Genomic DNA, 20,808 nt, shown 5'->3' with positions numbered 1-20,808 from the left:
TCGAGCGAGGCGGACGCCCCGTACGCGTGGGAAAACCGCGATGTAGCGATCGCTTGGAGCGATTCTGCGATTCGGGAAAGCGCGGCGATGCGGCTCAGCCCTGTGCGAAGGGCGCGAAATGCCTGACGACCTGGCGGTAGACGCCCTGCTTGAACGGGATGATCAACTCCGGTGTCTCGTCGAGCCGCGCCCAGCGCCAGGCGTCGAATTCGGCCTTGTGGCCTCCGGCCGGGGTCAGGATGTTGATCTCGTCATCGGCACCTAGGAAGCGGAAGGCGAACCATTTCTGCGCCTGCCCGCGCCAGCGGCCTTTCCAGGCTTCCTTGCCGATATCATCAGGCAGGTCGTAGCTCAGCCAACCCGGAGCTTCGGCGAGCAATTCGACGGATGTGACGTTGGTCTCCTCCGCCAGCTCGCGGCGGGCCGCCTCCAGCGGCGTCTCGCCCTTGTCGATGCCGCCCTGCGGCATCTGCCAGGCATGACCCGGCGCGACATGCTCCCGCTGGGTCTTGTTGGCGCGCCGGCCGACGAAGACCAGCCCTTCGGTGTTGAAGAGGGCGAGCCCGACGCAGGGACGGTAGCCTTCGGGAGCGCTCTCGGTCATCGCTGTGGTCCGGTTGAAACTGATCCGGTGGTCTTGGGATTGCGGAAGCCGCGGGCTGCGCTGACCGGAACGAGCGCGATCTTCTTGGCTTCCAACGACTGAGCCCAGCGATTGATCCGCTCGATCGAGACCGGCAGGGCGCTGGCGGCGGCGACGACGACGCCCTGATCGCGCGCCAGCGCCTCCAGTGCCGCGAGTTCCTTGTCGATGGCATCGGGGCGAGTGACGGCGTCGACGACCCGATCGATCTTGATGGCCGGGATCTGGGCGCGCGTGGCGGAGCTGGCGAGGAGGCTGCGCGCCGAGGAGCCGTCATCGATGACCATGAGGCCACGGCCGGCAAGCTCGCGCAGGAGCGGAGACAGGGCATTCTCATCGGCGGTGAGGCGCCCACCGAGGAAGTTGACGATGCCGACATAGCCGGTGAAGCGGCCGAGCGACCAGTGCAGCTTGTCGATATTGTCCGAGGCCTTCGGGCCGGTCAGCAGCGTGTGCGGACCGGGATCGTTGTCCGGATAGTCGAACGGCTCCATCGGCAGCTGCAGGAAGACCTCGTGGCCTTCGCCACGGGCGCGTTGGACGGTGCGCTCGAGCTCGGTGCCATAGGGCGCGAAGGCCAGCGAGACCGGCCCCGGCAGCTTGGCGATGGCGTCGGCCGTGCCGGTCTGGCTGATGCCGAGGCCGCCGACGAGCAGGGCGATGCGTCCGGCCGGTTTGACCGAAGGCTCCGGGCCGAGCGGGCGGGCATAGATCTTGGCCGGAGTCGCGCCATCCGGGCCGAGCTTCGGCAGCAGGCCGTAGCGGCTGCGCTCCACCAGACGATTGTCGGGGGCCGGCGCGAGCTTGATCGCGCCCGCCTCATCCGGGACGGTGATGATGATCGCGCCCGGTGCATCCTCGCCCGCGCGCACGACGGTCACGCCGGCGCTGTTCTCGAGCTGGGCAGCGCTCGCCGGGCCGCGCGCGGCAGATAGCGCCGCATCGGAGCTCGGCGGGACGGAGGAAACGGGCGCGGCGCGCTTTTCGATGGCCGCATAGGCGACCGGCTGGCCGCCATCGGGGTCGCGGCGCAATGCGGCGACAAGCACGAGACCGAGGATCACGCTGCCGACACAGCCGGCCGCAGCAGTCGCAAGCCAACGGCCCCACGGTTTGCCGGAAGGCATGGCTCGATCCTGGCCGAGCGGCCGATTGAGCTCCGTCAGCGGCGTTCCGGCCAAAGTCAGCCGTCCTCAAAGTTGCGCCGCGGGCCCGAATCAGTGGCCCGCGCGCTAGTCTTGTCGCCTAAGCGGCCCGGCGTCGAGCCCGAAGGCTCCCGTCAGGGCTCAGTTCTTCGGCGCTTCCGGGGCAGCGGGGGTCGGCGCCGCAGGGGCCGGGGCCGGGGCGGCCTCGGTCGCCGGCTTCTCGACGATCTGGGCGGTGTCCTTCTTGATGCCGCGCAACTGGTTGAAGGCGGCGATCAGCTGGGTGTCCTTCGCCGGATCGTTCGGGACGTAGGAAGCGGAGCCGGACTGCTCCTCGCCCTCGCCGGCCTTGAGATGGCCCTTGAGCGCAGCTTCGCCCTTGTTGTCGACGAGCTTGTCCTTGATCTCCTGCGGGATGTCCTGCTGGACCTCGATGTCCGGCGTGATGCCCTTGGCCTGGATCGAGTTGCCCGACGGCGTGTAGTAGCGCGCCGTGGTCAGGCGCAGGCCGCCATTCGAGCCGAGCGGGATCACCGTCTGCACCGAGCCCTTGCCGAAGGAGCGCGTGCCCATCACGACCGCGCGCTTGTGGTCCTGCAGCGCGCCGGCAACGATCTCCGCCGCCGAGGCGGACGAGCCGTTGATCAGCACGACGAGCGGCTTGCCCTTTGTCAGATCGCCCGACTTGGCGTTGAAGACCTGGGTCTCCTCGGCATTGCGGCCACGGGTCGAGACGATCTTGCCGCGCTCGAGGAAGGCGTCGGAGACCAGCACGGACTGGTCGAGGCGGCCGCCGCGATTGTTGCGGAGGTCGATGACATAGCCCTTGAGCTTGTCCTGGCCGATGTCGTTCGAGAGCTTGTCGATGGCCTTGCGCAGGCCGTCATATGTCTGCTCGGAGAAAGTACCGATGCGGATATAGCCGATATCGCCTTCGACACGCTCCTCGACCGCGGGCACGACGATGGTCGAGCGGGTCAGGGTGAATTCGAGCGGGTCGGTCTTGCCCGGCCGTTCGATCTTGAGCGTGACCTGGGTGTTGATCAGCCCGCGCATCTTCTCGACCGCCTGGGTCAGGGACAGGCCCTTCACCTCGGTGCCGTCGATCTGGCGGATGATGTCGTTGGCGAGGATGCCGGCCTTGGAGGCGGGCGTGTCCTTGATCGGCTTGGCGACCTTGAGGACGCCGTCCTCCATCGTCACCTCTATGCCGAGTCCGCCGAACTGGCCGCGCATGTCGGTGTCCATATCGCGGAACGCCTTGGCGTCGAGATAGGACGAATGCGGGTCGAGCGAGGAGACCATGCCGTTGATGGCGGCCTCGATCAGCTTCTGCTCGTCGGGCTTGTCGACGTAATCGGTGCGAATCTTCTCAAAGATGTCACCAAAGAGGTTCAGGCTGCGATAGACCTCGGCCGAAGCGGCGACAGCGCTGGTCGAGCTGAGCAGCCTGGTCTGAGTGGCGAGTCCGGTCAGGCCCGCGCCCATGATGGCGCCGGCGAGAACGAGGGAAACCTTGCGCATCATCCGCGAACCTTTTCGCCTTGCGATTTCGTCCACCACGGAGTCGGGTCGACCGAAACACCGTCTTTTCTGAATTCGATATAGAGGACCGGCTGCCCGGTTCCTACTCCTACTGTCGTCGCGGCAGCTTCCGATGTTTCGCCCATCGTCGCAACCGGTTCCCCCGCCAGGACGAACTGATTGAGCGCGACATCGATCCGCTGCATGCCGGCAAGCAAGATGTAGTATCCACCCCCTGCGTTCAGGATCAAGAGTTGCCCGAACGAACGAAACGGCCCCGCGTAAACAACCCAACCGTCAGAAGGCGCCGAAACTAGGGCGTTGGGCCGGGTTTCCAGTGAAATTCCGCGGATTGTGCCGCCGGCGCCGTCGGCATCGCCAAAACCACGCAATCGTGATCCCGCGACAGGCAGCGAGAGCAGGCCCTTGGCGTCGGCGAAGGCGATCTTGGGGGCGAGGCGCGCCGGGTCCTTGAAGGCGAGCGCCGTCATGCGCTCGCGCTGCTCGCGCGTTTCCTGCTCGATGGCCTGGCGGGCCGCCTCCGCCGCCCTGTTGGCGACGGAGATCTCCTTCTCGATCTTCTCGACGAAGTCGCGCATCGAGCGGGCCTGGCCGGCGAGCTCGTTGCCGAGCGCCCGCTGGACTTCGACATCCTTAGCGGCGCTGGCTTCGCGCGCGCGCCTGGCATCGATCAGCGACGCCAGCCGCTGCCGTTCGCCTGCGAGCTGCTCCATCTCCGTGCCGATCTTGAGCTTCTCGGCGGCGATGTTGTCGCGCAGCCGCACCAACTCGCCGAGATCCGTGGCGAGGATTTCGATCTCCTGGCGCAGATCGGGCACGACGGCGCCGAGCAGCATCGAGGCGCGCACGGCTTCGAGGATATCCTCCGGCCGCACGAGCACTGCAGGCGGAGGGGCCCGGCCGATGCGCTGCAAGGCGGCGAGCACTTCTGCGATCAGACCGCGCCGGCCGTCGAGGGAGCGGCGGATAGCCGTTTCGCTGGATTGCAGCAGCGCGAGGCGCTTCTCCAGCGCACCCAGCCGTTCCTCGCCGGCCTGCGTCTTCGCGGTGGCGTCGAGCAGGGCGTTGTTGAGCGCGGCACGGTCGGCGCGGATCGCGGCGATTTCTTTTTCAAGCCTGGCGCGGGCGTCGGCGTTTCCGGCGAGGCGTTGCTCGATCGCCTTGAGCTCGGCTTCACGGGCCTGTTTCTCGACGAGCTTCTGCATCGCCTCGCGCGACAGGGCCTCGGGATCGGGCGTGCTCGTCTGAGCGAAGGCCGGCGCAACGAGCGGAGCTGCCAGCAGAGCGGCGAGGCTCAGAAGGCGCAGCCCGGAGCGAATCAGCGGCGCGGCGAAGGTCATGCGCGATGATAGGGGTGCCCGGCGATGATCGTCATCGCCCGATAGAGCTGTTCCAGCACGAGCGCCCGGACGATCTGGTGAGGGATGGTCAGCGCGCCGAAGGCGAGCGTTACGTCGGCCTTGTCGCGAATCTCCTCGCTCAAGCCGTCGGCGCCGCCGATGATCAGGCTGACATGGCCGGTTCCGGCGTCGCGGGCGGCGGCAATCCGGCTGGCGAAGGCTTCGCTGCCGAGCTGGCGGCCGCGTTCGTCGAGCGCGATCAGGAGGCCGGACTGCGCCTTGGCCGAGGAGACATGGGCGAGGATCGCCTGCGCCTCTTCGCGCTTGCGCTCCTCGGGGCGCCGGCCCCGGCTTTCGGCGATCTCGACGATGTCGGGCCCGCTCAGGCCGATGCCGCGCCCGAGCGCGACCCCGCGTTCACGATACCGCTCGCAGAGCTCGCGTTCCGGCCCATCCTTGAGCCGGCCGACGGCGATGACTGCGAGCCGCATCCGCGAACGACGTCAGCTATCGAGGCGTTCGTTCGGCCGGTCGGTGCCCCACATCTTCTCGAGATTGTAGAATTGGCGCACTTCGGGTCGGAAGACGTGGATGATGATGTCGCCGGTATCGATCAGCACCCAGTCGCAGGCAGGCATGCCTTCGACGTTCGGCGTGGGAAGTCCGGAGCCCTTGAGGGCTTCGATCAGGGCATCCGAGATGGCGGCGACGTGGCGGTTGACGTTGCCGGACGCGATAATCATCGCGTCGGCCAGCGACGTCTTGCCAACGAGGTCGATCACCGTGATGTCCTCGGCCTTCATATCCTCGAGGACACGTTGCGCGAGGGCGATGCTATCGGCAGAGGGATTTTCCGAGATAGCGGCCTGGGGAAGCGGCTTCGGCTCGGCCTCACCAAGGGTTTGACGGGTCAGTGACGTATCCTCTCGATCCAGACGCGCTCTCGGCGCGACACAGGCAAAATAAGCCGGGTAGCCTCGGAATTCAATCGCGGCCGGCCTGAAGGCGCAGCATGGTGGAGGATAACGTCGAGCGCTTGCCGTGCAGGAAAACCCAGGCCGGAGGCCGGGAGCGGGGCAGACTCGCAGCCTGATTTTCCGGAATGCGCCAGCGCGACAGCCAGTTGGCGGCGGGCGAGGCCATGGCGCTGTGGGTCGAGCCCGGCCGGTCGATCACCGCAATCGGCATCATTCGGGCGATTGTCCGCCACTCCGCCCAGCGGTGGAAGCCGGCGAGATTGTCGGAGCCCATGATCCAGACGAAGTTGACGCCCGGGCAGCGTCGCTTCAGCGCGCGCAGCGTGTCGGCGGTGTAGCGGGTGCGCAGCGTCGCCTCGATGCCGGTGACGTTGATGCGGGCATGGTTGGCGACATCGCGCGCCTGCCGCAGGCGCTCGCCGAGCGGCGGAAGCTTCGCATTGTCCTTTAGCGGGTTGCCTGGGGTGACCAGCCACCAGATGCGGTCGAGCTGCAGGCGCCGCAGCGCCGTCAGGCTCGCCAGCCTGTGGCCGTCATGGGCAGGGTTGAAACTGCCGCCGAACAGGCCGATGCACAGGCCCGGCGCATGGGGCGGCAGGCGCAGATGCTCGCTCGTCATCCGTGCTGCACGGCTCAGGGGCGCGTCTGGCCCGCGCCATGGACGCGGTACTTGAATGAGCAGAGCTGCTCCACGCCGACGGGGCCGCGCGCATGCATGCGGCCCGTGGCGATGCCGATCTCGGCGCCGAAGCCGAACTCACCGCCATCGGCGAACTGGGTCGAGGCATTGTGGATGACGATGGCCGAATCGACCTCTGCCAGGAAGCGGGCGGCGGCGGCTTCGTCGGCGGTGACGATCGCGTCGGTATGATGCGAACCGTAGCGCTCGATATGGTCGATTGCGGCATCGAGCCCCGGCACGACCTTCGCCGCGATGATCGTGTCGAGATATTCGGTCGCCCAGTCTTCCTCGCTGGCGGGCGTCACGCGCGGGTCGACGGCCTGCACGGCGCCATCGCCGCGCACGGCGCACCCGGCATCGAGCAGCGCTCTGACGAGCGGGGCGAGATGGGTCGCCGCACAGGCCTGGTCGACGAGCAGCGTCTCGGCCGCGCCGCAGACGCCGGTGCGGCGCAGTTTGGCGTTGAGCAGGATCTCGCGGGCCATGGCAAGATCGGCCTTCGCGTCCACATAGACATGGCAGTTGCCGTCGAGATGGGCGAAGACCGGCACGCGCGCCTCGCTCTGAACGCGGGCGACGAGGCTCTTTCCCCCGCGCGGCACGACCACGTCGACGTTCCCGTCAAGGCCGGCAAGGATTTCACCGACCGCAGCGCGGTCGCGCGTCGGCGCGAGCTGGATGGCATCGCTCGGCAGGCCAGCGGCCTCCAGCCCCTCGCGCATCGCGGCGGCGATCTCGGTCGAGGAGCGGAAGGAATCCGAGCCCGCGCGCAGGATCGCGGCATTGCCGCTCTTCAGGCAGAGCGCGCCGGCATCGGCTGTGACGTTGGGGCGGCTCTCGAAGATCACGGCGATGACGCCAAGCGGTGTGGCGACACGCTCGAAGCGCAGTCCGTTCGGCCGCGTCCATTCCGCTAGTACGCGTCCGAGCGGATCGGGCAGGTCGGCGACCTCGGCGACGGCCTCGGCAATGGCGGCGAGGCGCTTCTCGTCAAGGGCGAGGCGGTCCATGAAGGAGGCGCTGAGACCCGCCGCTCTGCCGTCGATGAGGTCCTGTGCGTTGGCGGCGAGAATGCGGGCGCTGCGGGCGCGCAGCGCATCGGCCATGGCGATGAGGGCGGCGTTGCGCTGCTCGGTGGGGCTGAGCGCGACCTTGCGTGCGGCGGCGCGGGCGCGCCGGCCGACCTGCTGCATCACGAGCCGGACATCGCCGGTCTCGTTCGTCGCGATGATGCGCAATGCGCTGTCGCCCGTCATCTCACCCAGCCCAAAAACCCCGCCGGCAAAAGCCGGCCCGGAAGAAAGCTTAGCCTAGCCCGAGCGCCATGTCGTCCCGGTGGATCATCTCGGCGCGTCCGGGGTAGCCGAGCGCGCTCTCGATGTCCCGCGAGGCCTTGCCGAGCACGAGCGCGGCCTCGGCCGCATCATAGGCGACGAGGCCGCGCCCGAGCAGTTGTCCGTCGGGGTCGCGGATCAGCACCGCATCGCCGCGCGCGAACTCGCCTTCGATGCGGGCAACGCCGACCGGCAGCAGGCTGGCACCGCCGCGCAGAGCGCGTGCCGCGCCGGCATCGACATGCAGCGTGCCGCGCGGCTCCAGCGTGCCGGCGATCCAGGTCTTGCGCGCGGTCGCGGGTGTCGAGGCGGAGAGGAACCAGGTGCAGCGCCCGCCGGCGGCCACGCTCGCCAGCGGATTCTTGGCTCGCCCGTCGGCGATCAGCATGTGGGTGCCGCCTGCAGCGGCGATCTTGCCGGCCTCGATCTTGGTGCGCATGCCGCCGCGTGACAGCTCTGAGGCCGCGCCGCCGGCCATGGCGTCGATCTCCGGTGTGATGCGCTCGACCACGGGGATATGCCGCGCGCTCGGGTCCTTGTTCGGCGGGGCCGTATAGAGCCCGTCGATATCGGAGAACAGCACCAGAAGGTCGGCGCCGGCCATGGTTGCGACGCGGGCGGCGAGCCGGTCGTTATCGCCATAGCGGATCTCGGTGGTGGCGACGGTGTCGTTCTCGTTGATGACGGGGATGGCGCGCAGGTCGAGCAGGCGCCCGAGCGTCGCGCGCGCGTTAAGATAACGGCGTCGCTGTTCGGTATCGGCCAGAGTCAGCAGGATCTGCCCGGCGGTAAGGCCGTGGGCGGCCAGCGCCTCGGCCCAGTTGCGGGCGAGCGCGATCTGTCCGACGGCGGCGGCGGCCTGGCTCTCTTCCAGCCGCAGCGGGCCCGAAGGCAGGTTGAGCACGGTGCGCCCGAGCGCGATCGCGCCGGAGGAGACGACGAGCACGTCGGCTCCGCGCTGGTGCAACTCGGCGAGATCCTCGGCGAGGGCGGCGAGCCAGGCATGGCGCAGGCGGCTGCGGGCCCGGTCGACCAGCAGGCTGGAGCCGACCTTCACGACGATGCGGCGGAAATCGGAAAGCGAAGGCGTCTTCACGGGACACACGATCTGTTGCAGCGACCCCCTGCCTGTTGGGGAAAACCGGGCGATTGTAAAGCGGTGGGACCATCGGGGCCGGCGTGCTCGGCGTGCATCTGCAATCGATCCCGTTGAAAAAACGGCCGTTCAGACCCATATCCACGTTCTGCCGATCGCGCCGTTCCGCTCCGAAGCCTCGCCCCGCGAGCCTTTGGGGATATGCGTGGTGCCTAGCGTCACGACAGGACCCGTCTTGCGGTCGCGCAGGAAGGCAGCGGAGCGTCTGACAGAGCCGTGGACTTTACGTCTCGGGCGGATCGGATGCTTCACCGATGGGATGGATCGCCGGTTCACGCTCCGACCGGGGCGTGGCGATCGATCAACGCAGAAAGGAGCTGCGATGCAGGTTCTTGTTCGCGACAACAACATCGACCAGGCCTTGCGCGTGCTGAAGCGGAAACTTCAGCGCGAAGGTCTCATGCGCGAAGTGAAGCGGCACACGGCCTATGAGAAACCCTCGGAGCGCCGCATCCGCGAAAGGGCCACCGCCGTGCGGCGGGCCCGCAAGGCGGCGCTCAAGCAGGCGCGCCAGGAAGGTCTGATCGCGGCGCCACGCCCGAAAAATCGTCCGCTCCGCGTTGGAAGCGGGGGTGCCGCGCGTTGATTTCGATACCAATTCGGCTCGATCTGGCTTAAGGCGCCCGCGCGGGCCGATAATTAACCCGTAACAACCCGAGAGAAGATCACCCTTGAAGAATCCGAGCGACCGCAGCTTCACCGACCGTCAGGCCAACTCCGCCAAAGCCAAGCAGGCGCTGCTTGAGCGTTTCAAGGCACGGCCCAAGGTCGATGACCCGGTCATGGTGCAGCGACGCGAGGAGCGGGAAGCCATCGCTCAGGCTCGCGCCGAACGCGAAACCGAGAAGGCGAAGATCCGGGCCGAGAAGGAGCGCCTCGAGGCGCTCGAGCGCGCGCGGATCGAAGAAGAGAAGCGCCAGGAAGAGATCGCCCGCGAGGCCGCCCGCAAGGCGGAGCAGGCTAAGCGTGATGCCGAGCGTCCGCGCAAGGTGCTGCTCGAAGCGGTCCAGTACATGCAGATGCGCACGGCCGGCAAGCGCCGCTAGCGCACTTTCCGCTCGGCTGATGCCAGCCGAGCGCCAAGAATTCGCGCATGTCATCAATGCGATCTGGGGCGCCGCGGGCGCCCCTTTTCATGTCCGCCTGGCCGCGACGGCGCTTCGACAGTCTTGAAATGGCTGGTTTACGGGCAAAAAAGCTCGTTCTTCCCCTGATGACCTATCGGCAAATCCGCTCGTGCAGATTAATGTGCGCCTGGGTTGAACCTTTTCCCTGCTCGCCGCGACGAATGGGTGCGAGCCGGGATGCCTGGCCTTCGAGGGGCAATGCATACGGAATCGGACGAGGATCTCGTCAAACGGATCGCCTCGGGCGACCGGCTCGCGATGAAGGTGCTGTTCTCACGGCATCAGGTGCGGGTCTACCGTTTCGTACTGCGGCTCGTCCGCGACGAGACGCTTGCCGAGGATGTGATCAGTGACGTGTTCATGGATCTCTGGCGACAGGCGGATCGCTTCGAGGCGCGCGCCTCGGTCTCGACCTGGCTGCTCGCCATCGCCCGGAACAAGGCGTGGTCGCTCCTGCGCAAGCGCCGCGACGCCGAGCTGGACGAGGATTACGCCGGCAGCATCGAGGATGAATCCGACGGCCCCGAGATCGTGCTCCAGAAGCAGGACAAGGGCCTTGCGATCCGCGCTTGCCTCGAACGCCTTTCTGCCGAGCACCGCGAGGTCGTCGACCTCGTCTATTACCACGAGACCTCCGTCGAGGAGGTCGCGCGGATCGTCGGCATTCCCGAAAACACCGTCAAGACCCGGCTTTTCCATGCCCGCAAGAAGCTGGGCGAGATGCTCAAGGCTGCCGGTATCGACCGTGGCTGGCCTTGAGGCGTTGCGTGTTATGAAGCGCGGCCAGGCCGCCGGAGGAGTGGCGTGATGACCGACAGCATCGCAAGCGATCCGAAGCGCCGCGAGCTCGAGGAGCTGCTGCCCTTCTATGCCAATGGCCGCATCTCGGACGCCGACAAGCGCCGCGTCGAAGCCGCGCTCGCCGGCGACGCCGAGCTCGCCGCCCGGCTCGACATCATCCGCGACGACATGGCCGAGACGGTTCTGCTCAACGAGAGCCTCGGCGCCCCGTCGCATCGTGCCCTCGAAAAGCTGATGGCCGAGATCGACACGGCTCCCCATCAGGCGCCGCTGCTGACCCGGGCGACCGACAGCATGGGCCGCGGCTTCCTGGGCTGGCTCGGCGGCCTGCTCGCGTCGCAGCCGCCGCGCCGGCTCGCCTATGCCAGCGCGGCCGCCATCGCGCTGATCGCGCTGCAGGGCGTCGCCATTACCGGGCTCGCGCTGCGGGACGGGGGCGCCGGCTTCCAGACGGCTTCGGCGCCGGGCTCGCGGGCTTCGGAGCGCTACGTCCTATTGAGTTTCGCTCCGGAGGCGAAAGCCGGCGAGATCGCCGCTTTCTTCAAGCGCTTCGATGCCTCGGTCGTTGACGGACCGCGCGCGAACGGCTTCTTCAAGGTGCGTGTCGGCGATGCCTCGCTGTCATCAGCCCAGGTCGATGCGATCGCGACGCGGATGAAGAGCGAGAGCGCCATCGTCAGCTTCGTCGCGCCCGCGCCCTGAGCGATCCTTTTGAGGCGCCGCTCGTCGGCGCCATGGCATGATGTTCTGCGGCGGGAGGGCCAGGCCATGCTGCGATCCGGCTTCACAAGCGGGACAGCGCTGATGCGGTGCCTCGCGGGCGCTGCATTGCTCATATGGGCGACGGCGCTTGTTCCTGCCGCCGCTCGTGCCCAGGCTCCCGCGGCCGGGCCCCAGCAGCCCGCCGCCAACGGGGCCAACCGTTCGATGCGCGTGCCGCCGGGGTCTTGGATGCAGCGCCAGCAGCGCGCCATCGTGCCGGCGCCGGACGAGACCCGTTTCGTCCCGGACGAGGTGCTGTTCGAGCTGGCGCCAAACGCCGAGGCCGATATCGTGCTGCGTCGCTATGGCGCGACCCTAATCGCCCGCCAGCGCTTCGAACTGGCCAACGTCACCATCGTCCGCGCCAGGCTGGAGGCCGGCCGCGACCTGCGGGCCGTGCTGACCCAGATGGGTGACGACAGCAGCATCGCCGGCGCCCAGCCGAACTTCCTCTTCGATCTGCAGCAGGGCACGCCGCCCGGGCCGGGCGCCTCGAACGCTTCGGCTGCGCCGACGACGGCGTCTTCCGAGGCAAGCGGGCTGCCGGCCCCCAGCCTGCGGCTTGGGGAGCCCGCGACGGCGGCGCGCGGGACGGCGGCCGTCCGGCGCGTGCTGCCGCCGCAATATGTCGTCGACAAGCTGCGTCTCGGCGAAGCCCGCAAGCTCGCGCTTGGGCGCGGCATTCGCGTCGGCATGATCGATTCCGGCGTGGACATGGAGCATCCCGAGATCAGCGGCTCGGTCCTCGCCTATCTCGACGCCGTCGACGGGCTGGCGACCCCGCACGCGCACGGCACCTCCATGGCGACGGCCATCGTCGCGCATGGCGAATTGCAGGGCATCGCGCCGGCCGCCCGGTTGATCGTCGCCCGCGCCTTCGGCGGCCCGCAGGCGAGCTCGGCCAATGGCAAGTCCTTCCAGATCCTGACGGCGCTGGAATGGGTGGTTCAGCAGCGGGCGAAGGTGGTCAATCTCAGCTTCGCCGGGCCGCAGGATCGCCTGCTGTCAAAGGCGCTGGCCGGCGCAAAGGAGCGCGGCGTCATTGCGGTGGCGGCCGCCGGCAATGGCGGCATCCGCTCGGCACCGCTCTACCCCGGCGCCGACCCCAGCGTCATCGCCGTGACGGCGACCGATGCCGACGACAAGGTCTTCATCGATGCCAATCGCGGTGCTTACGTCGCCATCGCCGCGCCGGGCGTCGATGTGCTGACGGCTGAGCCGGGAGGGCGCTATGCCTTCACCTCCGGCACCTCGATCGCGGCCGCCCATGTCTCCGGGCTCGTCGCGCTGCTGCTGGAGAAGCAGCCTGAGCTCGATCCCGACAGCGCCCGCCGCATCATCGCCGAGAGCGCGACCGATCTCGGCTCGAAGGGGCGCGACCCTGTCTTCGGCGCCGGGCGGATCGATCCTGCGGCGGCGCTGGCGCGCGTTCTGCCGGTCGCGACGGCACGGCCCTGATCGGTTCTTTCGCAGAAGCCTCCCTTATCCTCCAGCCCTCATCCTGAGGAGCAGCCGGAGGCTGCGTCTCGAAGGATGGTCCAGGAGGTTCCGGAACCATCTGGAGCATCCTTCGAGACGCAAGCTTCGCTTGCTCCTCAGGAGGAGGGCTCGGAAGTGTCCGAAAGGACTCTGAGCTATCGGCGCTCTTGACCTGCGCCCCCGCATCGGCCTGATGGCGCGATGCCACGCCCGAAACTTCTCTTCGTCGCCACCGAGGACTGGTTCTTCGCCTCGCATTTCCTGCCGATGGCGCGGGCGGCGCGCGAACTTGGCCTCGACGTTGCCGTCATCGCGCGCGAGCGCAACCATCGGCGCGCCATCGAGGCGACGGGTGCGCGGCTGGTCGCGTTGGAGGCAGAGCGGCGCAGCCTCGATCCGCGCGCGCTGGTCAAGCAGGTCGCCGCGCTGAGACGGCTGATCGCGGCTGAGAAGCCCGATATCCTGCATTGCATTGCGCTGAAGCCGATCGCGCTCGCCGGCCTCGCCGGCAAGCTCGCCGGTATCGACCGGCGGGTCTATGCGCTGACCGGCCTCGGTTTCATCGGCGCCAGGCAGGGGGCTCTGGCCGCCGCAGCCCGCTTCGCTGCGATCGCCTGGCTGCGCGGGGCGATCGACGGCCCGCAGGTGCGCTTCCTCTTCGAGAACCCGGATGATCCGGTCACGCTGGGCTTGGACCCCCAGGACGCAGGCAAGGTCGCGATCGTCGGCGGGGCCGGGGTCGATCCGCTGATGCTGATGCCGTCGCCGATGCCGCCGGCGCCGCCGCTCAAGGTCGCGCTCGTCGCGCGCATGCTCTGGTCCAAGGGCGTCGATCTCGCGGTCGAGGCGGTCAGGCTCGCCCGTGCCGAGGGGGCCAGGGTTGAGCTCACCATCCACGGCGCGCCCGATCCGTCCAATCCTAAGGCGATCCCCGAGGCGACCTTAAAGGAGTGGGCAGCGCGACCCGGCATAAACTGGGCGGGACCGACCCGGGATGTCGAGGCGGTCTGGAAGGCGCATCATCTCTGCATCCTGCCATCGCGTGGCGGCGAAGGCCTGCCGCGCACGATCCTGGAGGCGGCCGCCTGCGGCCGGCCGATCCTGACGACCGATGTGCCGGGCTGCCGTAGCTTCGTGCGCGAGGGACAGGATGGCATGGTCGTGCCGGCCGACGATGCGGCGGCGCTGGCCAAGGCGCTCGCCGTATTCGCCCGCGCGCCCGGTCTCGCGGAGCGGATGGGCGCGAATGCCCGCGCCCGCTTGCTCGACGGCCATACCGAGCGCGATGTGATGAACGCTGTGAAGGCGCTGTATCAGGGGCTGCTGGCCGCGCCTGCGACGGAGAAGGTCGCGTGAGCGAGGCGGCGTCGGCTCTCGACCGCGAGGGCTTCATCCGCGCGCATACGCGGTTGCTCCCTGTTCCGCACGCCGTGGAGATTTCCCTGCATGTCGCCGAGGAGGCGACCGAACTCTGGCAGAAGACCGAGGAGGAGCTTGCCGTCATCGGTCTGCCGCCGCCCTTCTGGGCTTTCGCCTGGGCCGGCGGGCAGGCGCTGGCGCGCTATCTGCTGGACAATCCGCAGATCGTGGCGGGCCGGCATGTCCTCGATTTCGCCTCCGGCTCCGGGCTGGTGGCGATCGCTGCCGCAAAGTCGGGCGCCGCGCGGGTCGAGGCCTGCGATATCGATGCCTTCGCGGTTGCTGCGATCGGCATCAACGCCGCAGCCAACGACGTCGCCGTGACGGCGCGGGCCGACGATCTCATCGGCCGCGACGAGGGCTGGCAGGTCGTCTGTGCCGGGGACGTCTGCTACGAGCGCGACATGGCCGAGCGCGTCATCGCCTGGCTCTCCGCCCTATCTGCCCGCGGCGCGACCGTGCTGATCGGCGATCCCGGCCGCAGCTATCTGCCGAAGGGACGGCTGGAGGCGGTTGCGACCTACCAGGTGCCGGTGACGCGCGCATTGGAGGACGCCGAGATCAAGCGCAGCTCGGTCTGGCGCTTGGCGGGTTGACGCATATCGGTGCTTCCCGGGTGACCTGGGTCATCCCGGCCGCAGCGAGGCGCAGAGCCGGGATCCATGCCCGAACCTGAATCGACAACGCTCCGGCATGGATCCCGGGTCAAGCCCGGGATGACGGCGGGAATTTGTCGCTGGCCAGTCTGATCCGAAGCCGCTCGTTCACGCCGTGCGGCGGCGGGCCGAGGTTTCAGCGGTCGGCTCCGTCCGGAAGGCGGCGACGAGCCGGTTGAGGTGGTCGATCTGGTCGAGCAGCGTACGCGCCGAGGCCGCGCTCTGTTCGGCTAGCGCCGCGTTCTGCTGCGTGATCTCGTCCATGTGGCTGACGGTCTGGCTCATCTCGTCGATGCCGTTGGCCTGCTCGCCGGCGGCCGACGCGATCTCCTCGACCGTGCTCGACACTTTTGCGGAGGCGGCCACGATCCGGCTGAGCGTCTCGCCGGCCTGCCTGACGAGCTTGACGCCCTCGGCGACTTCGACGTCGGAGGAGGCGATCAGGCCGGTGATGTCCTTGGCGGCGTCGGCCGAGCGTTGGGCCAGCGCCCTCACCTCGGCCGCAACCACGGCGAAGCCGCGGCCGGCCTCGCCGGCGCGCGCGGCCTCGACGGCGGCGTTGAGCGCCAGCAGGTTGGTCTGGAAGGCAATGCCGTCGATCACGTCGGTGATCTCGGAGATTCGCTTCGAAGCCCCCTCGATCCGGGCCATCGCGTCGACAGCGTCCCTGACGATGTTGCCGCCGGTGCGGGCGACATTGGCTGCCTCGTCCGCCAGCGCGACGGATTCGCGCGAGGCCTGCGAGGATGTCTTGACCGAGGCCGCGAGCTGCTCAGTCGTCGCGGCGCTCTCTTCCAGTGCCGAAGCCTGCTGCTCGGTGCGCATGGACAGGTCCTGCGCGCCGCTGTTGATTTCCTGCGAGGAGGCGGCGATCGCGGTCGAAGTCGTCTTGATCGTTGCAGCCATCTCCTGAAGCCGCGCCATCGCCGCATTGAAATGCTCGCGGATCTCAGCGTATTCGGCCGGAATCTCGTTGCTCATGCGATGGGTCAGGTCGCCCTCGGCCAGTGCGGCCATGCTCTTGCTGACGCAGGCGATCGCCTGATCGCGCTCGGCCGCCTTCGCCTGCTCGGCAGCGTGCGCCTCGGCCTCCACCTTGAGGCGAGCCGCTTCAGAGGCCTCGAGATAGACGGTGATGGCATAGTCCATGTCGAGCATGGCGGCCTTGACGACGGCGCCGATCTCGGCCGCGCGCTCGTCGGCGCCGGACATGCGCCTGCCGAGCGCGTTCTTCGGCCAGCGCGCCTGCAGGACGGCGCCGAGCAGTTGCTCGAGGATCAGTGCATAACCGCCGATATACCAGCGCGGCTCAAGCCCGATGCGGGCATGGACCTTGCCGATGCGGGTCACGGCATTGACATAGTTCTCGTCGAACTTCCCGGTCGCGATCCCGCCCCAGTGCTGAACCTGCCGCTGCTTGGCGGCCTCGATATGCTCGTCGCTGCCGAAGAAGCCGCGGGTTTCCGGAAAGGCGCGCACCTGATCGTAGAAAGCGTCGAGCGCGCCCGGAATGGCGGCGCTGAGGGTCTCGTGGACGTCACGGATATGGCTGTTCGCTGCGGTGTCGAGGCCGAGGAAGGCCAGGCGCTTGGCGAGATGATCCGGTGCGGACATGAGACGGTAATTCCTTTTGGGCCCGCGACTGTTCGAGCCCGCTGCCCTCTCTCGCCGATCACGGGTTAACGGCCGGTGAGGAGGGGGGCCGATCTGGATCGATCTGCTGCGGCCGACCGCCTCAGGCCTCGCCCTTCAGCGCCTCGTATTTGTCGAGGAACGCCTCCACCGGCAGATGACGGAAATCGTCCAGCCCCGCGCGCAGCTGCGCATGGTCCCAGTCCCACCAGCCAAGCGCCTGCAGCCGCTCGGCGGTCTCCTCGGAAAAGCGCCGCCTGACCGGCCGGGCCGGATTGCCGGCGACGATTGTGTAGGGGGCGACGTCCTTGGTGACGACGGCGCCGCCCGCGATCACCGCGCCGGTGCCGATGTTGCGTCCGGCGAGCACGATCGCACCATGGCCGATCCAGACATCGTGGCCGATCGTCACCGCATGCGCCCGGCGCCAGTCGAAGAAGGCGGCATCGTCCTCAGCATCGTCGAAATAGGCGGAGGCGCGATAGGTGAAATGCGACTGGCTCGCCCGGTGCATCGGATGGTTGCCGGGATTGATCCGGGTCATCGCCGCGATCGAGCAGAATTTTCCGATCGTCGTGTAAATGACATTCGCGTCGTTCACGACATAGGAGTAATCACCCATCGTCGACTCGACGAAACTCGTGCGCGCGCCGATCTCGGTGTAGCGCCCGAGCGTCGCCTGCCTCACCTGAGCGGTCGGGTCGATCACCGCTTCGAGTCCCAGCTTCTTCGCAGCCATGTCCTTACAGTCTCCTGATCTTGCGGCCCCCGTTTCAGCAGCGGGCGCGCTTGTCCTCGTGGTCGGGCCTTCCGGTGCGGGGAAGGACACGTTGATGGATGCGGGCCGGGCCGGGCTCGCCGGCGATCCGCGCTTCCGCTTCGCCCGCCGGCTGATCACCCGCCCTGCCATGGCCGGCGCCGAGGATCACGATTCCTGCGACGAGGCCGCTTTCCGCGAGGCCGAAGTGAAGGGCGATCTTGCCTTGAGCTGGCGGGCGCATGGTCTGAGCTACGGTATCCCCGCGGCCGAGCTCGCCGGCATCGCCGAGGGCGCGGTGGTGATCGTCAATATTTCCCGCGCCGTCATCGCGGCGGCCGAGCGGCTGGCCGAGCGTGTGGTGGTGCTCAACATCACCGCCCCGGTGCCGGTGCTGGCGCAGCGGCTCGCGGCGCGCGGGCGCGAGAGCGAGGCGGATATCGCGGCGCGCCTGAAGCGCGAGGCTCCGCTGACGGCTGAAAGCGCCGAGATCGTCACGATCATGAACGATCGCAGCATTGCCGAGGCCGCCGGAGAGCTGCTCGCCGTGCTGCGCGGGCTCGGTCGGTAGGCGATCCGGCGATCGAAGCTGGCCGTCATTCTGGGGCATCGCGCGGCGATGGGCCCGGTACCCGTGAACGCGTCTTTCGACCATCCGAATGCTGTCGGTGCAGCCGCTTCCTGATCTCTGTCCGGTGTTCATGGGTTCCGGGCTCAGGCCTGCGGCCTGCCCCGGAATGACGGTGGAACGCCGGCAACGCGGGGCATTTTAGCCGAAGGGATATGAATCGAGCAGGCGGAAGCGGCCGGCGCGGCCGTCCTGCTTGAACAGGGCGAAACGGTCGAGTTTGACCGATCCGGTCGGGAGGGCCTCCGCATAGGCCGCTTCCAGCCCCTGCTTGACCGGTGCCGCGTGCTCGCCCGGCAAGGAGCCGGTCAGCGTCATGTGGAAGCGGAAGGCGTCGCCCACATATGGATAGCCATAGGCTTCGAGATAGGCGTGCTGCGCGGGGGTGAGCGGGCTCTTGAGGCGTCGCGCCCGGTCCGCTTCCTCCAGCGGCGCGCGGAACGGCTCGAAGGCCTGCACGAGCGTGAAGGCGAAGCGTTGCAGCTCCTCGCTAGGCTCCGACGGCGTCAGCGCCACGAAGGAGCCGAGCGCCGTGACGCTCAGCCCCGCCAGCGTCACGCCCTCCCGGCCTGCGGCGTAGTTCCGGGCGAAGGCGCGCAGCTGCTCTTCGCTGCGCCCATGGGCGAGTTCGAAGGGCGCCTTCAGCGTGGCGTGGAAGCCGTAGCGGCGCGGCTCCTCGGTGAGAGCCGGCCATTGAGCCGGATCGCAGCCGGGTGGAACGGCGAAGGACAGATCCTCGCCGGTGAGCGCATCATAGCCGAGCGTCGCGCTGCCGAAGCGCCAGAGGGGGCTTTCGGCGGCGGGAGCGTAATAGACGGCGTAGCGCGGCTTGCTCAAAACGCGCGCTCGCCTTTCGACCAGACGGCGCTGATGACCGGCGTGGCGCCGAGCACCTTGAAGCGCAGCAGGTCGGCGCGCAGGCCGGATTTGAGATGGCCGCGATCCTTGAGGCCGAGGATGTCGGCCACCTTCCAGGTCACCATGCCCATCGCCTCGGGCAGCGCGATGCCGTGGCCGGCATTGAGCTTGACGACGGCCTGCAGCAGGCTCGCCGGAACGTAGTCCGAGGAGAGCCCATCGAGCAGGCCCTTCTCGGCCAGTTCCGAGACCGAGACGCCGCCGGAATGCGAGCCGCCGCGCACGACGTTGGGCGCGCCCGCGACAGTCGCGAGGCCATGCTTCTTGGCGGCTCCGGCCGCTTCGATCGTGGTCGGGAATTCGGAGATCACGGCGCCCGACGCGATGCCATCTGCGACATGCTCGGGCGTGGTGTCGTCATGGGTCGCGAGCGGGATGCCGCGCGAACGGAAGACGTCGACGACCGCCGACCAGTTCTTCGAGACGTTGGTGGCGCCTTCCTGCTGGCGCATCACCACGTCCTCCTCGAACTCTTCCTGCGTCTTGCCGTTGCCCATCGCATAGGTCCGCAGATGCTCGATGTTGCGCCATTGGCGCTGGCCCGGCGTGTGATCCATCAACGAGACAAGCTGGACGAGTTCGTCGTCCTGATAGGGCTCGATGTCCTTGATCAGGTCCGGGCTCGTCAGCTCGCAGCGCATGTGGATGCGGTGGTCGATGCGGAAGACGTTCTCGCGCTTGCCTTCGGCGAGCGCCTTCATCACGTCGGCGAAGATGTCCTTGCGGTAGTCCTTGGCCGAGAAGGGCGTGCCGGCGCAGACGGCGTCGTAGACGGTGGTGACGCCGGCCGCGGCCATCTGCGCGTCATGGACGAGCGCCGCCGCCAGCCCGTTCGGCCAGAAGACCTTGGGGCGCGGCATGAAGTGCTTTTCCATGTTGTCAGTGTGCATCTCGACGAGGCCGGGCGCGACATAGTCGCCGCCCACGTCGATGGCGCCGGGCAGGGATGACCCGCCCTGATCGACCGATACGATGCCGTTCGCGTCGAAGGCGATGGTGCCGGTGACGACCTCGTTCTCGAGAATGAGTTTGGCGTTGGTGAGAACGGTTTGCATCGTCAGGCCTTCCGGAAAGCGGTGATGTCGAGATAGCGCGTCGCGACGCGTTCGCGAACCGCCTCGTCGTGGAAAATGCCGACGATGGCGGAGCCGGCGGCGCGCGCCTCCGAGATGAGCTGGACGACGACGTCGCGATTATTGGCGTCGAGCGAGGCGGTCGGCTCGTCGATCAGCATGATCGCCGAGGGATCGACGAAGGAGCGGGCGATGTTGACGCGCTGCTGCTCGCCGCCCGAGAAGGTGGCGGGCGCGAGGTTCCACAGCCGCTCCGGCAAGTTGAGGCGGGCGAGCATGGCCTTCGCCTTCGCGGTTGCGGTCTCCGCCGGAGCGCCGCGCGCCAGCAGCGGGTCGCGCACGATGTCGAGCGTCGAGACGCGCGGGATGACGCGCAGGAATTGCGAGACGAAGCCGAGCGTGCGGCGGCGGACATCGAGCACGGTGCGCGGCACGGCGGCGACGATGTCGACCGGGCGGCCGGCATGGGTGATGCGGATCGCGCCCGCCGTCGGCTTGTAGTTGCCGTAGAGAATGCGCAGCAGGCTCGACTTGCCGGCGCCCGACGCGCCGGCAAGCACCAACGCCTCGCCGGCCTCGACATGGAAATTGACGTTGTCGAAGACGGGCAGCCGCGCTCCGCCCTGGTTGTGCAGGGTGAAGGTCTTGGCGACGTTCTCGACCTGAATCATCGTGGTCATGGTGTCAGTGCCTTGCCGATTCGCAGTGACGAGGATGTGACGGGTGCAAGCTCG

General features: G+C 68.2%; 22 protein-coding genes. 8 read left to right on the top strand and 14 right to left on the bottom strand.

Annotated features, from left to right (window positions below; translation table 11 throughout):
- Positions 1-94: 94 nt before the first annotated feature.
- From AC1DDA_RS15350 to proB, 9 genes are all read right to left on the bottom strand, one after another.
- Positions 95-604, bottom strand: a complete 510-nt coding sequence (locus tag AC1DDA_RS15350) for an RNA pyrophosphohydrolase (RefSeq protein WP_441509655.1) — start codon at positions 602-604, stop codon at positions 95-97.
- The gene (locus AC1DDA_RS15345; RefSeq protein WP_476796389.1) at positions 601-1,770 is read right to left on the bottom strand and encodes a divergent polysaccharide deacetylase family protein; all 1,170 of its coding nucleotides are present in this window, start codon (positions 1,768-1,770) and stop codon (positions 601-603) included. Before AC1DDA_RS15345 ends, AC1DDA_RS15350 begins: the two co-directional genes overlap by 4 nt.
- A 159-nt stretch (positions 1,771-1,929) precedes the next feature.
- Complete coding sequence (locus AC1DDA_RS15340; protein ID WP_441509653.1) at positions 1,930-3,315, bottom strand: S41 family peptidase; 1,386 nt, start codon at positions 3,313-3,315, stop codon at positions 1,930-1,932.
- On the bottom strand, positions 3,312-4,673 hold the full coding sequence (locus AC1DDA_RS15335; RefSeq protein WP_476796388.1) for a murein hydrolase activator EnvC family protein: 1,362 nt from the start codon (positions 4,671-4,673) through the stop codon (positions 3,312-3,314). The genes AC1DDA_RS15340 and AC1DDA_RS15335 overlap by 4 nt, the downstream gene beginning before the upstream one ends.
- A complete protein-coding gene (gene rlmH / locus AC1DDA_RS15330) occupies positions 4,670-5,164 on the bottom strand; it encodes a 23S rRNA (pseudouridine(1915)-N(3))-methyltransferase RlmH (protein ID WP_476796387.1) in 495 nt (164 codons plus the stop codon). Before rlmH ends, AC1DDA_RS15335 begins: the two co-directional genes overlap by 4 nt.
- Positions 5,165-5,176: 12 nt before the next feature.
- The gene (rsfS, locus tag AC1DDA_RS15325) at positions 5,177-5,533 is read right to left on the bottom strand and encodes a ribosome silencing factor (RefSeq protein ID WP_441510107.1); all 357 of its coding nucleotides are present in this window, start codon (positions 5,531-5,533) and stop codon (positions 5,177-5,179) included.
- A gap of 124 nt (positions 5,534-5,657) precedes the next feature.
- Positions 5,658-6,269 carry a nicotinate-nucleotide adenylyltransferase gene (locus AC1DDA_RS15320; RefSeq protein ID WP_476796386.1) on the bottom strand — a complete coding sequence of 204 codons (612 nt, stop codon included), beginning with the start codon at positions 6,267-6,269 and terminating at the stop codon, positions 5,658-5,660.
- A 14-nt stretch (positions 6,270-6,283) separates the two neighbouring features.
- Positions 6,284-7,525: a glutamate-5-semialdehyde dehydrogenase gene (locus tag AC1DDA_RS15315; protein ID WP_476796541.1), complete on the bottom strand. Its 1,242-nt coding sequence runs from the start codon at positions 7,523-7,525 to the stop codon at positions 6,284-6,286.
- 112 nt (positions 7,526-7,637) lie between these two features.
- On the bottom strand, positions 7,638-8,762 hold the full coding sequence (gene proB, locus AC1DDA_RS15310; RefSeq protein WP_441509649.1) for a glutamate 5-kinase: 1,125 nt from the start codon (positions 8,760-8,762) through the stop codon (positions 7,638-7,640).
- 382 nt (positions 8,763-9,144) lie between these two features.
- On the opposite strand from proB, the gene rpsU reads away from it, so the two are divergent.
- The 7 genes from rpsU to AC1DDA_RS15275 all read left to right on the top strand — a co-directional run bounded on the left by rpsU (position 9,145) and on the right by AC1DDA_RS15275 (position 15,006).
- Positions 9,145-9,408 carry a 30S ribosomal protein S21 gene (gene rpsU / locus AC1DDA_RS15305; RefSeq protein WP_441510105.1) on the top strand — a complete coding sequence of 88 codons (264 nt, stop codon included), beginning with the start codon at positions 9,145-9,147 and terminating at the stop codon, positions 9,406-9,408.
- Positions 9,409-9,493: 85 nt separating this feature from the next.
- Positions 9,494-9,868, top strand: coding sequence for a DUF6481 family protein (locus AC1DDA_RS15300; RefSeq protein WP_441509648.1), 375 nt, complete (start codon positions 9,494-9,496; stop codon positions 9,866-9,868).
- A gap of 279 nt (positions 9,869-10,147) precedes the next feature.
- Complete coding sequence (locus tag AC1DDA_RS15295) at positions 10,148-10,708, top strand: sigma-70 family RNA polymerase sigma factor (protein ID WP_476780658.1); 561 nt, start codon at positions 10,148-10,150, stop codon at positions 10,706-10,708.
- Positions 10,709-10,756: 48 nt separating this feature from the next.
- Entirely contained in the window at positions 10,757-11,452 is a 696-nt protein-coding gene (locus tag AC1DDA_RS15290; RefSeq protein WP_476796385.1) for an anti-sigma factor family protein, read from the top strand.
- A 249-nt stretch (positions 11,453-11,701) separates the two neighbouring features.
- Positions 11,702-12,970 carry a S8 family serine peptidase gene (locus AC1DDA_RS15285; protein WP_476796384.1) on the top strand — a complete coding sequence of 423 codons (1,269 nt, stop codon included), beginning with the start codon at positions 11,702-11,704 and terminating at the stop codon, positions 12,968-12,970.
- A 222-nt stretch (positions 12,971-13,192) separates the two neighbouring features.
- Positions 13,193-14,347: a glycosyltransferase gene (locus AC1DDA_RS15280; RefSeq protein ID WP_476796383.1), complete on the top strand. Its 1,155-nt coding sequence runs from the start codon at positions 13,193-13,195 to the stop codon at positions 14,345-14,347.
- On the top strand, positions 14,344-15,006 hold the full coding sequence (locus AC1DDA_RS15275) for a class I SAM-dependent methyltransferase (RefSeq protein ID WP_476796382.1): 663 nt from the start codon (positions 14,344-14,346) through the stop codon (positions 15,004-15,006). The genes AC1DDA_RS15280 and AC1DDA_RS15275 overlap by 4 nt, the downstream gene beginning before the upstream one ends.
- Positions 15,007-15,174: 168 nt before the next feature.
- Here AC1DDA_RS15275 and AC1DDA_RS15270 read toward each other — a convergent pair whose 3' ends face one another.
- Positions 15,175-16,680 (bottom strand): methyl-accepting chemotaxis protein, encoded by a 1,506-nt coding sequence (locus tag AC1DDA_RS15270; RefSeq protein ID WP_476796381.1) that lies wholly within the window; start codon positions 16,678-16,680, stop codon positions 15,175-15,177.
- Between the two features lie 121 nt (positions 16,681-16,801).
- Positions 16,802-17,437 carry an LbetaH domain-containing protein gene (locus AC1DDA_RS15265; RefSeq protein ID WP_476796380.1) on the bottom strand — a complete coding sequence of 212 codons (636 nt, stop codon included), beginning with the start codon at positions 17,435-17,437 and terminating at the stop codon, positions 16,802-16,804.
- On the opposite strand from AC1DDA_RS15265, the gene phnN reads away from it, so the two are divergent.
- Positions 17,436-18,026: a phosphonate metabolism protein/1,5-bisphosphokinase (PRPP-forming) PhnN gene (gene phnN / locus AC1DDA_RS15260; RefSeq protein ID WP_476780665.1), complete on the top strand. Its 591-nt coding sequence runs from the start codon at positions 17,436-17,438 to the stop codon at positions 18,024-18,026. The genes AC1DDA_RS15265 and phnN overlap by 2 nt on opposite strands.
- Positions 18,027-18,224: 198 nt before the next feature.
- Here phnN and AC1DDA_RS15255 read toward each other — a convergent pair whose 3' ends face one another.
- The 3 genes from AC1DDA_RS15255 to phnL are packed head-to-tail and all read right to left on the bottom strand — an operon-like array spanning position 18,225 to position 20,754.
- A complete protein-coding gene (locus AC1DDA_RS15255) occupies positions 18,225-18,920 on the bottom strand; it encodes a DUF1045 domain-containing protein (RefSeq protein ID WP_441509639.1) in 696 nt (231 codons plus the stop codon).
- The gene (locus AC1DDA_RS15250) at positions 18,917-20,056 is read right to left on the bottom strand and encodes an alpha-D-ribose 1-methylphosphonate 5-triphosphate diphosphatase (RefSeq protein ID WP_476796379.1); all 1,140 of its coding nucleotides are present in this window, start codon (positions 20,054-20,056) and stop codon (positions 18,917-18,919) included. The genes AC1DDA_RS15255 and AC1DDA_RS15250 overlap by 4 nt, the downstream gene beginning before the upstream one ends.
- Positions 20,057-20,058: 2 nt before the next feature.
- Positions 20,059-20,754, bottom strand: coding sequence for a phosphonate C-P lyase system protein PhnL (phnL, locus tag AC1DDA_RS15245; RefSeq protein ID WP_441509637.1), 696 nt, complete (start codon positions 20,752-20,754; stop codon positions 20,059-20,061).
- Positions 20,755-20,808 lie beyond the last annotated feature (54 nt).

The sequence above is a fragment of the Allobosea sp. 10N428 genome, from assembly GCF_056394545.1.
The sequence above is the reverse complement of the archived record's forward strand: the minus strand, read 5'-3'. Positions and strand labels throughout refer to the sequence as shown.

Bases quoted from the DNA above. Each gene is read 5' to 3' on its own strand.
- phnL (WP_441509637.1), bottom strand. From the start codon at position 20,754: ATGACCACGATGATTCAGGTCGAGAACGTCGCCAAGACCTTCACCCTG.
- AC1DDA_RS15285 (WP_476796384.1), top strand. From the start codon at position 11,702: ATGCAGCGCCAGCAGCGCGCCATCGTGCCGGCGCCGGACGAGACCCGT.
- AC1DDA_RS15345 (WP_476796389.1), bottom strand. From the start codon at position 1,770: ATGCCTTCCGGCAAACCGTGGGGCCGTTGGCTTGCGACTGCTGCGGCC.
- AC1DDA_RS15265 (WP_476796380.1), bottom strand. From the start codon at position 17,437: ATGGCTGCGAAGAAGCTGGGACTCGAAGCGGTGATCGACCCGACCGCT.
- AC1DDA_RS15335 (WP_476796388.1), bottom strand. From the start codon at position 4,673: ATGACCTTCGCCGCGCCGCTGATTCGCTCCGGGCTGCGCCTTCTGAGC.
- AC1DDA_RS15295 (WP_476780658.1), top strand. From the start codon at position 10,148: ATGCATACGGAATCGGACGAGGATCTCGTCAAACGGATCGCCTCGGGC.
- AC1DDA_RS15290 (WP_476796385.1), top strand. From the start codon at position 10,757: ATGACCGACAGCATCGCAAGCGATCCGAAGCGCCGCGAGCTCGAGGAG.
- AC1DDA_RS15270 (WP_476796381.1), bottom strand. From the start codon at position 16,680: ATGTCCGCACCGGATCATCTCGCCAAGCGCCTGGCCTTCCTCGGCCTC.
- AC1DDA_RS15250 (WP_476796379.1), bottom strand. From the start codon at position 20,056: ATGCAAACCGTTCTCACCAACGCCAAACTCATTCTCGAGAACGAGGTC.
- AC1DDA_RS15350 (WP_441509655.1), bottom strand. From the start codon at position 604: ATGACCGAGAGCGCTCCCGAAGGCTACCGTCCCTGCGTCGGGCTCGCC.
- rlmH (WP_476796387.1), bottom strand. From the start codon at position 5,164: ATGCGGCTCGCAGTCATCGCCGTCGGCCGGCTCAAGGATGGGCCGGAA.
- AC1DDA_RS15340 (WP_441509653.1), bottom strand. From the start codon at position 3,315: ATGATGCGCAAGGTTTCCCTCGTTCTCGCCGGCGCCATCATGGGCGCG.
- AC1DDA_RS15320 (WP_476796386.1), bottom strand. From the start codon at position 6,269: ATGACGAGCGAGCATCTGCGCCTGCCGCCCCATGCGCCGGGCCTGTGC.
- AC1DDA_RS15280 (WP_476796383.1), top strand. From the start codon at position 13,193: ATGCCACGCCCGAAACTTCTCTTCGTCGCCACCGAGGACTGGTTCTTC.
- rpsU (WP_441510105.1), top strand. From the start codon at position 9,145: ATGCAGGTTCTTGTTCGCGACAACAACATCGACCAGGCCTTGCGCGTG.
- phnN (WP_476780665.1), top strand. From the start codon at position 17,436: ATGTCCTTACAGTCTCCTGATCTTGCGGCCCCCGTTTCAGCAGCGGGC.
- AC1DDA_RS15315 (WP_476796541.1), bottom strand. From the start codon at position 7,525: ATGCAGCAGGTCGGCCGGCGCGCCCGCGCCGCCGCACGCAAGGTCGCG.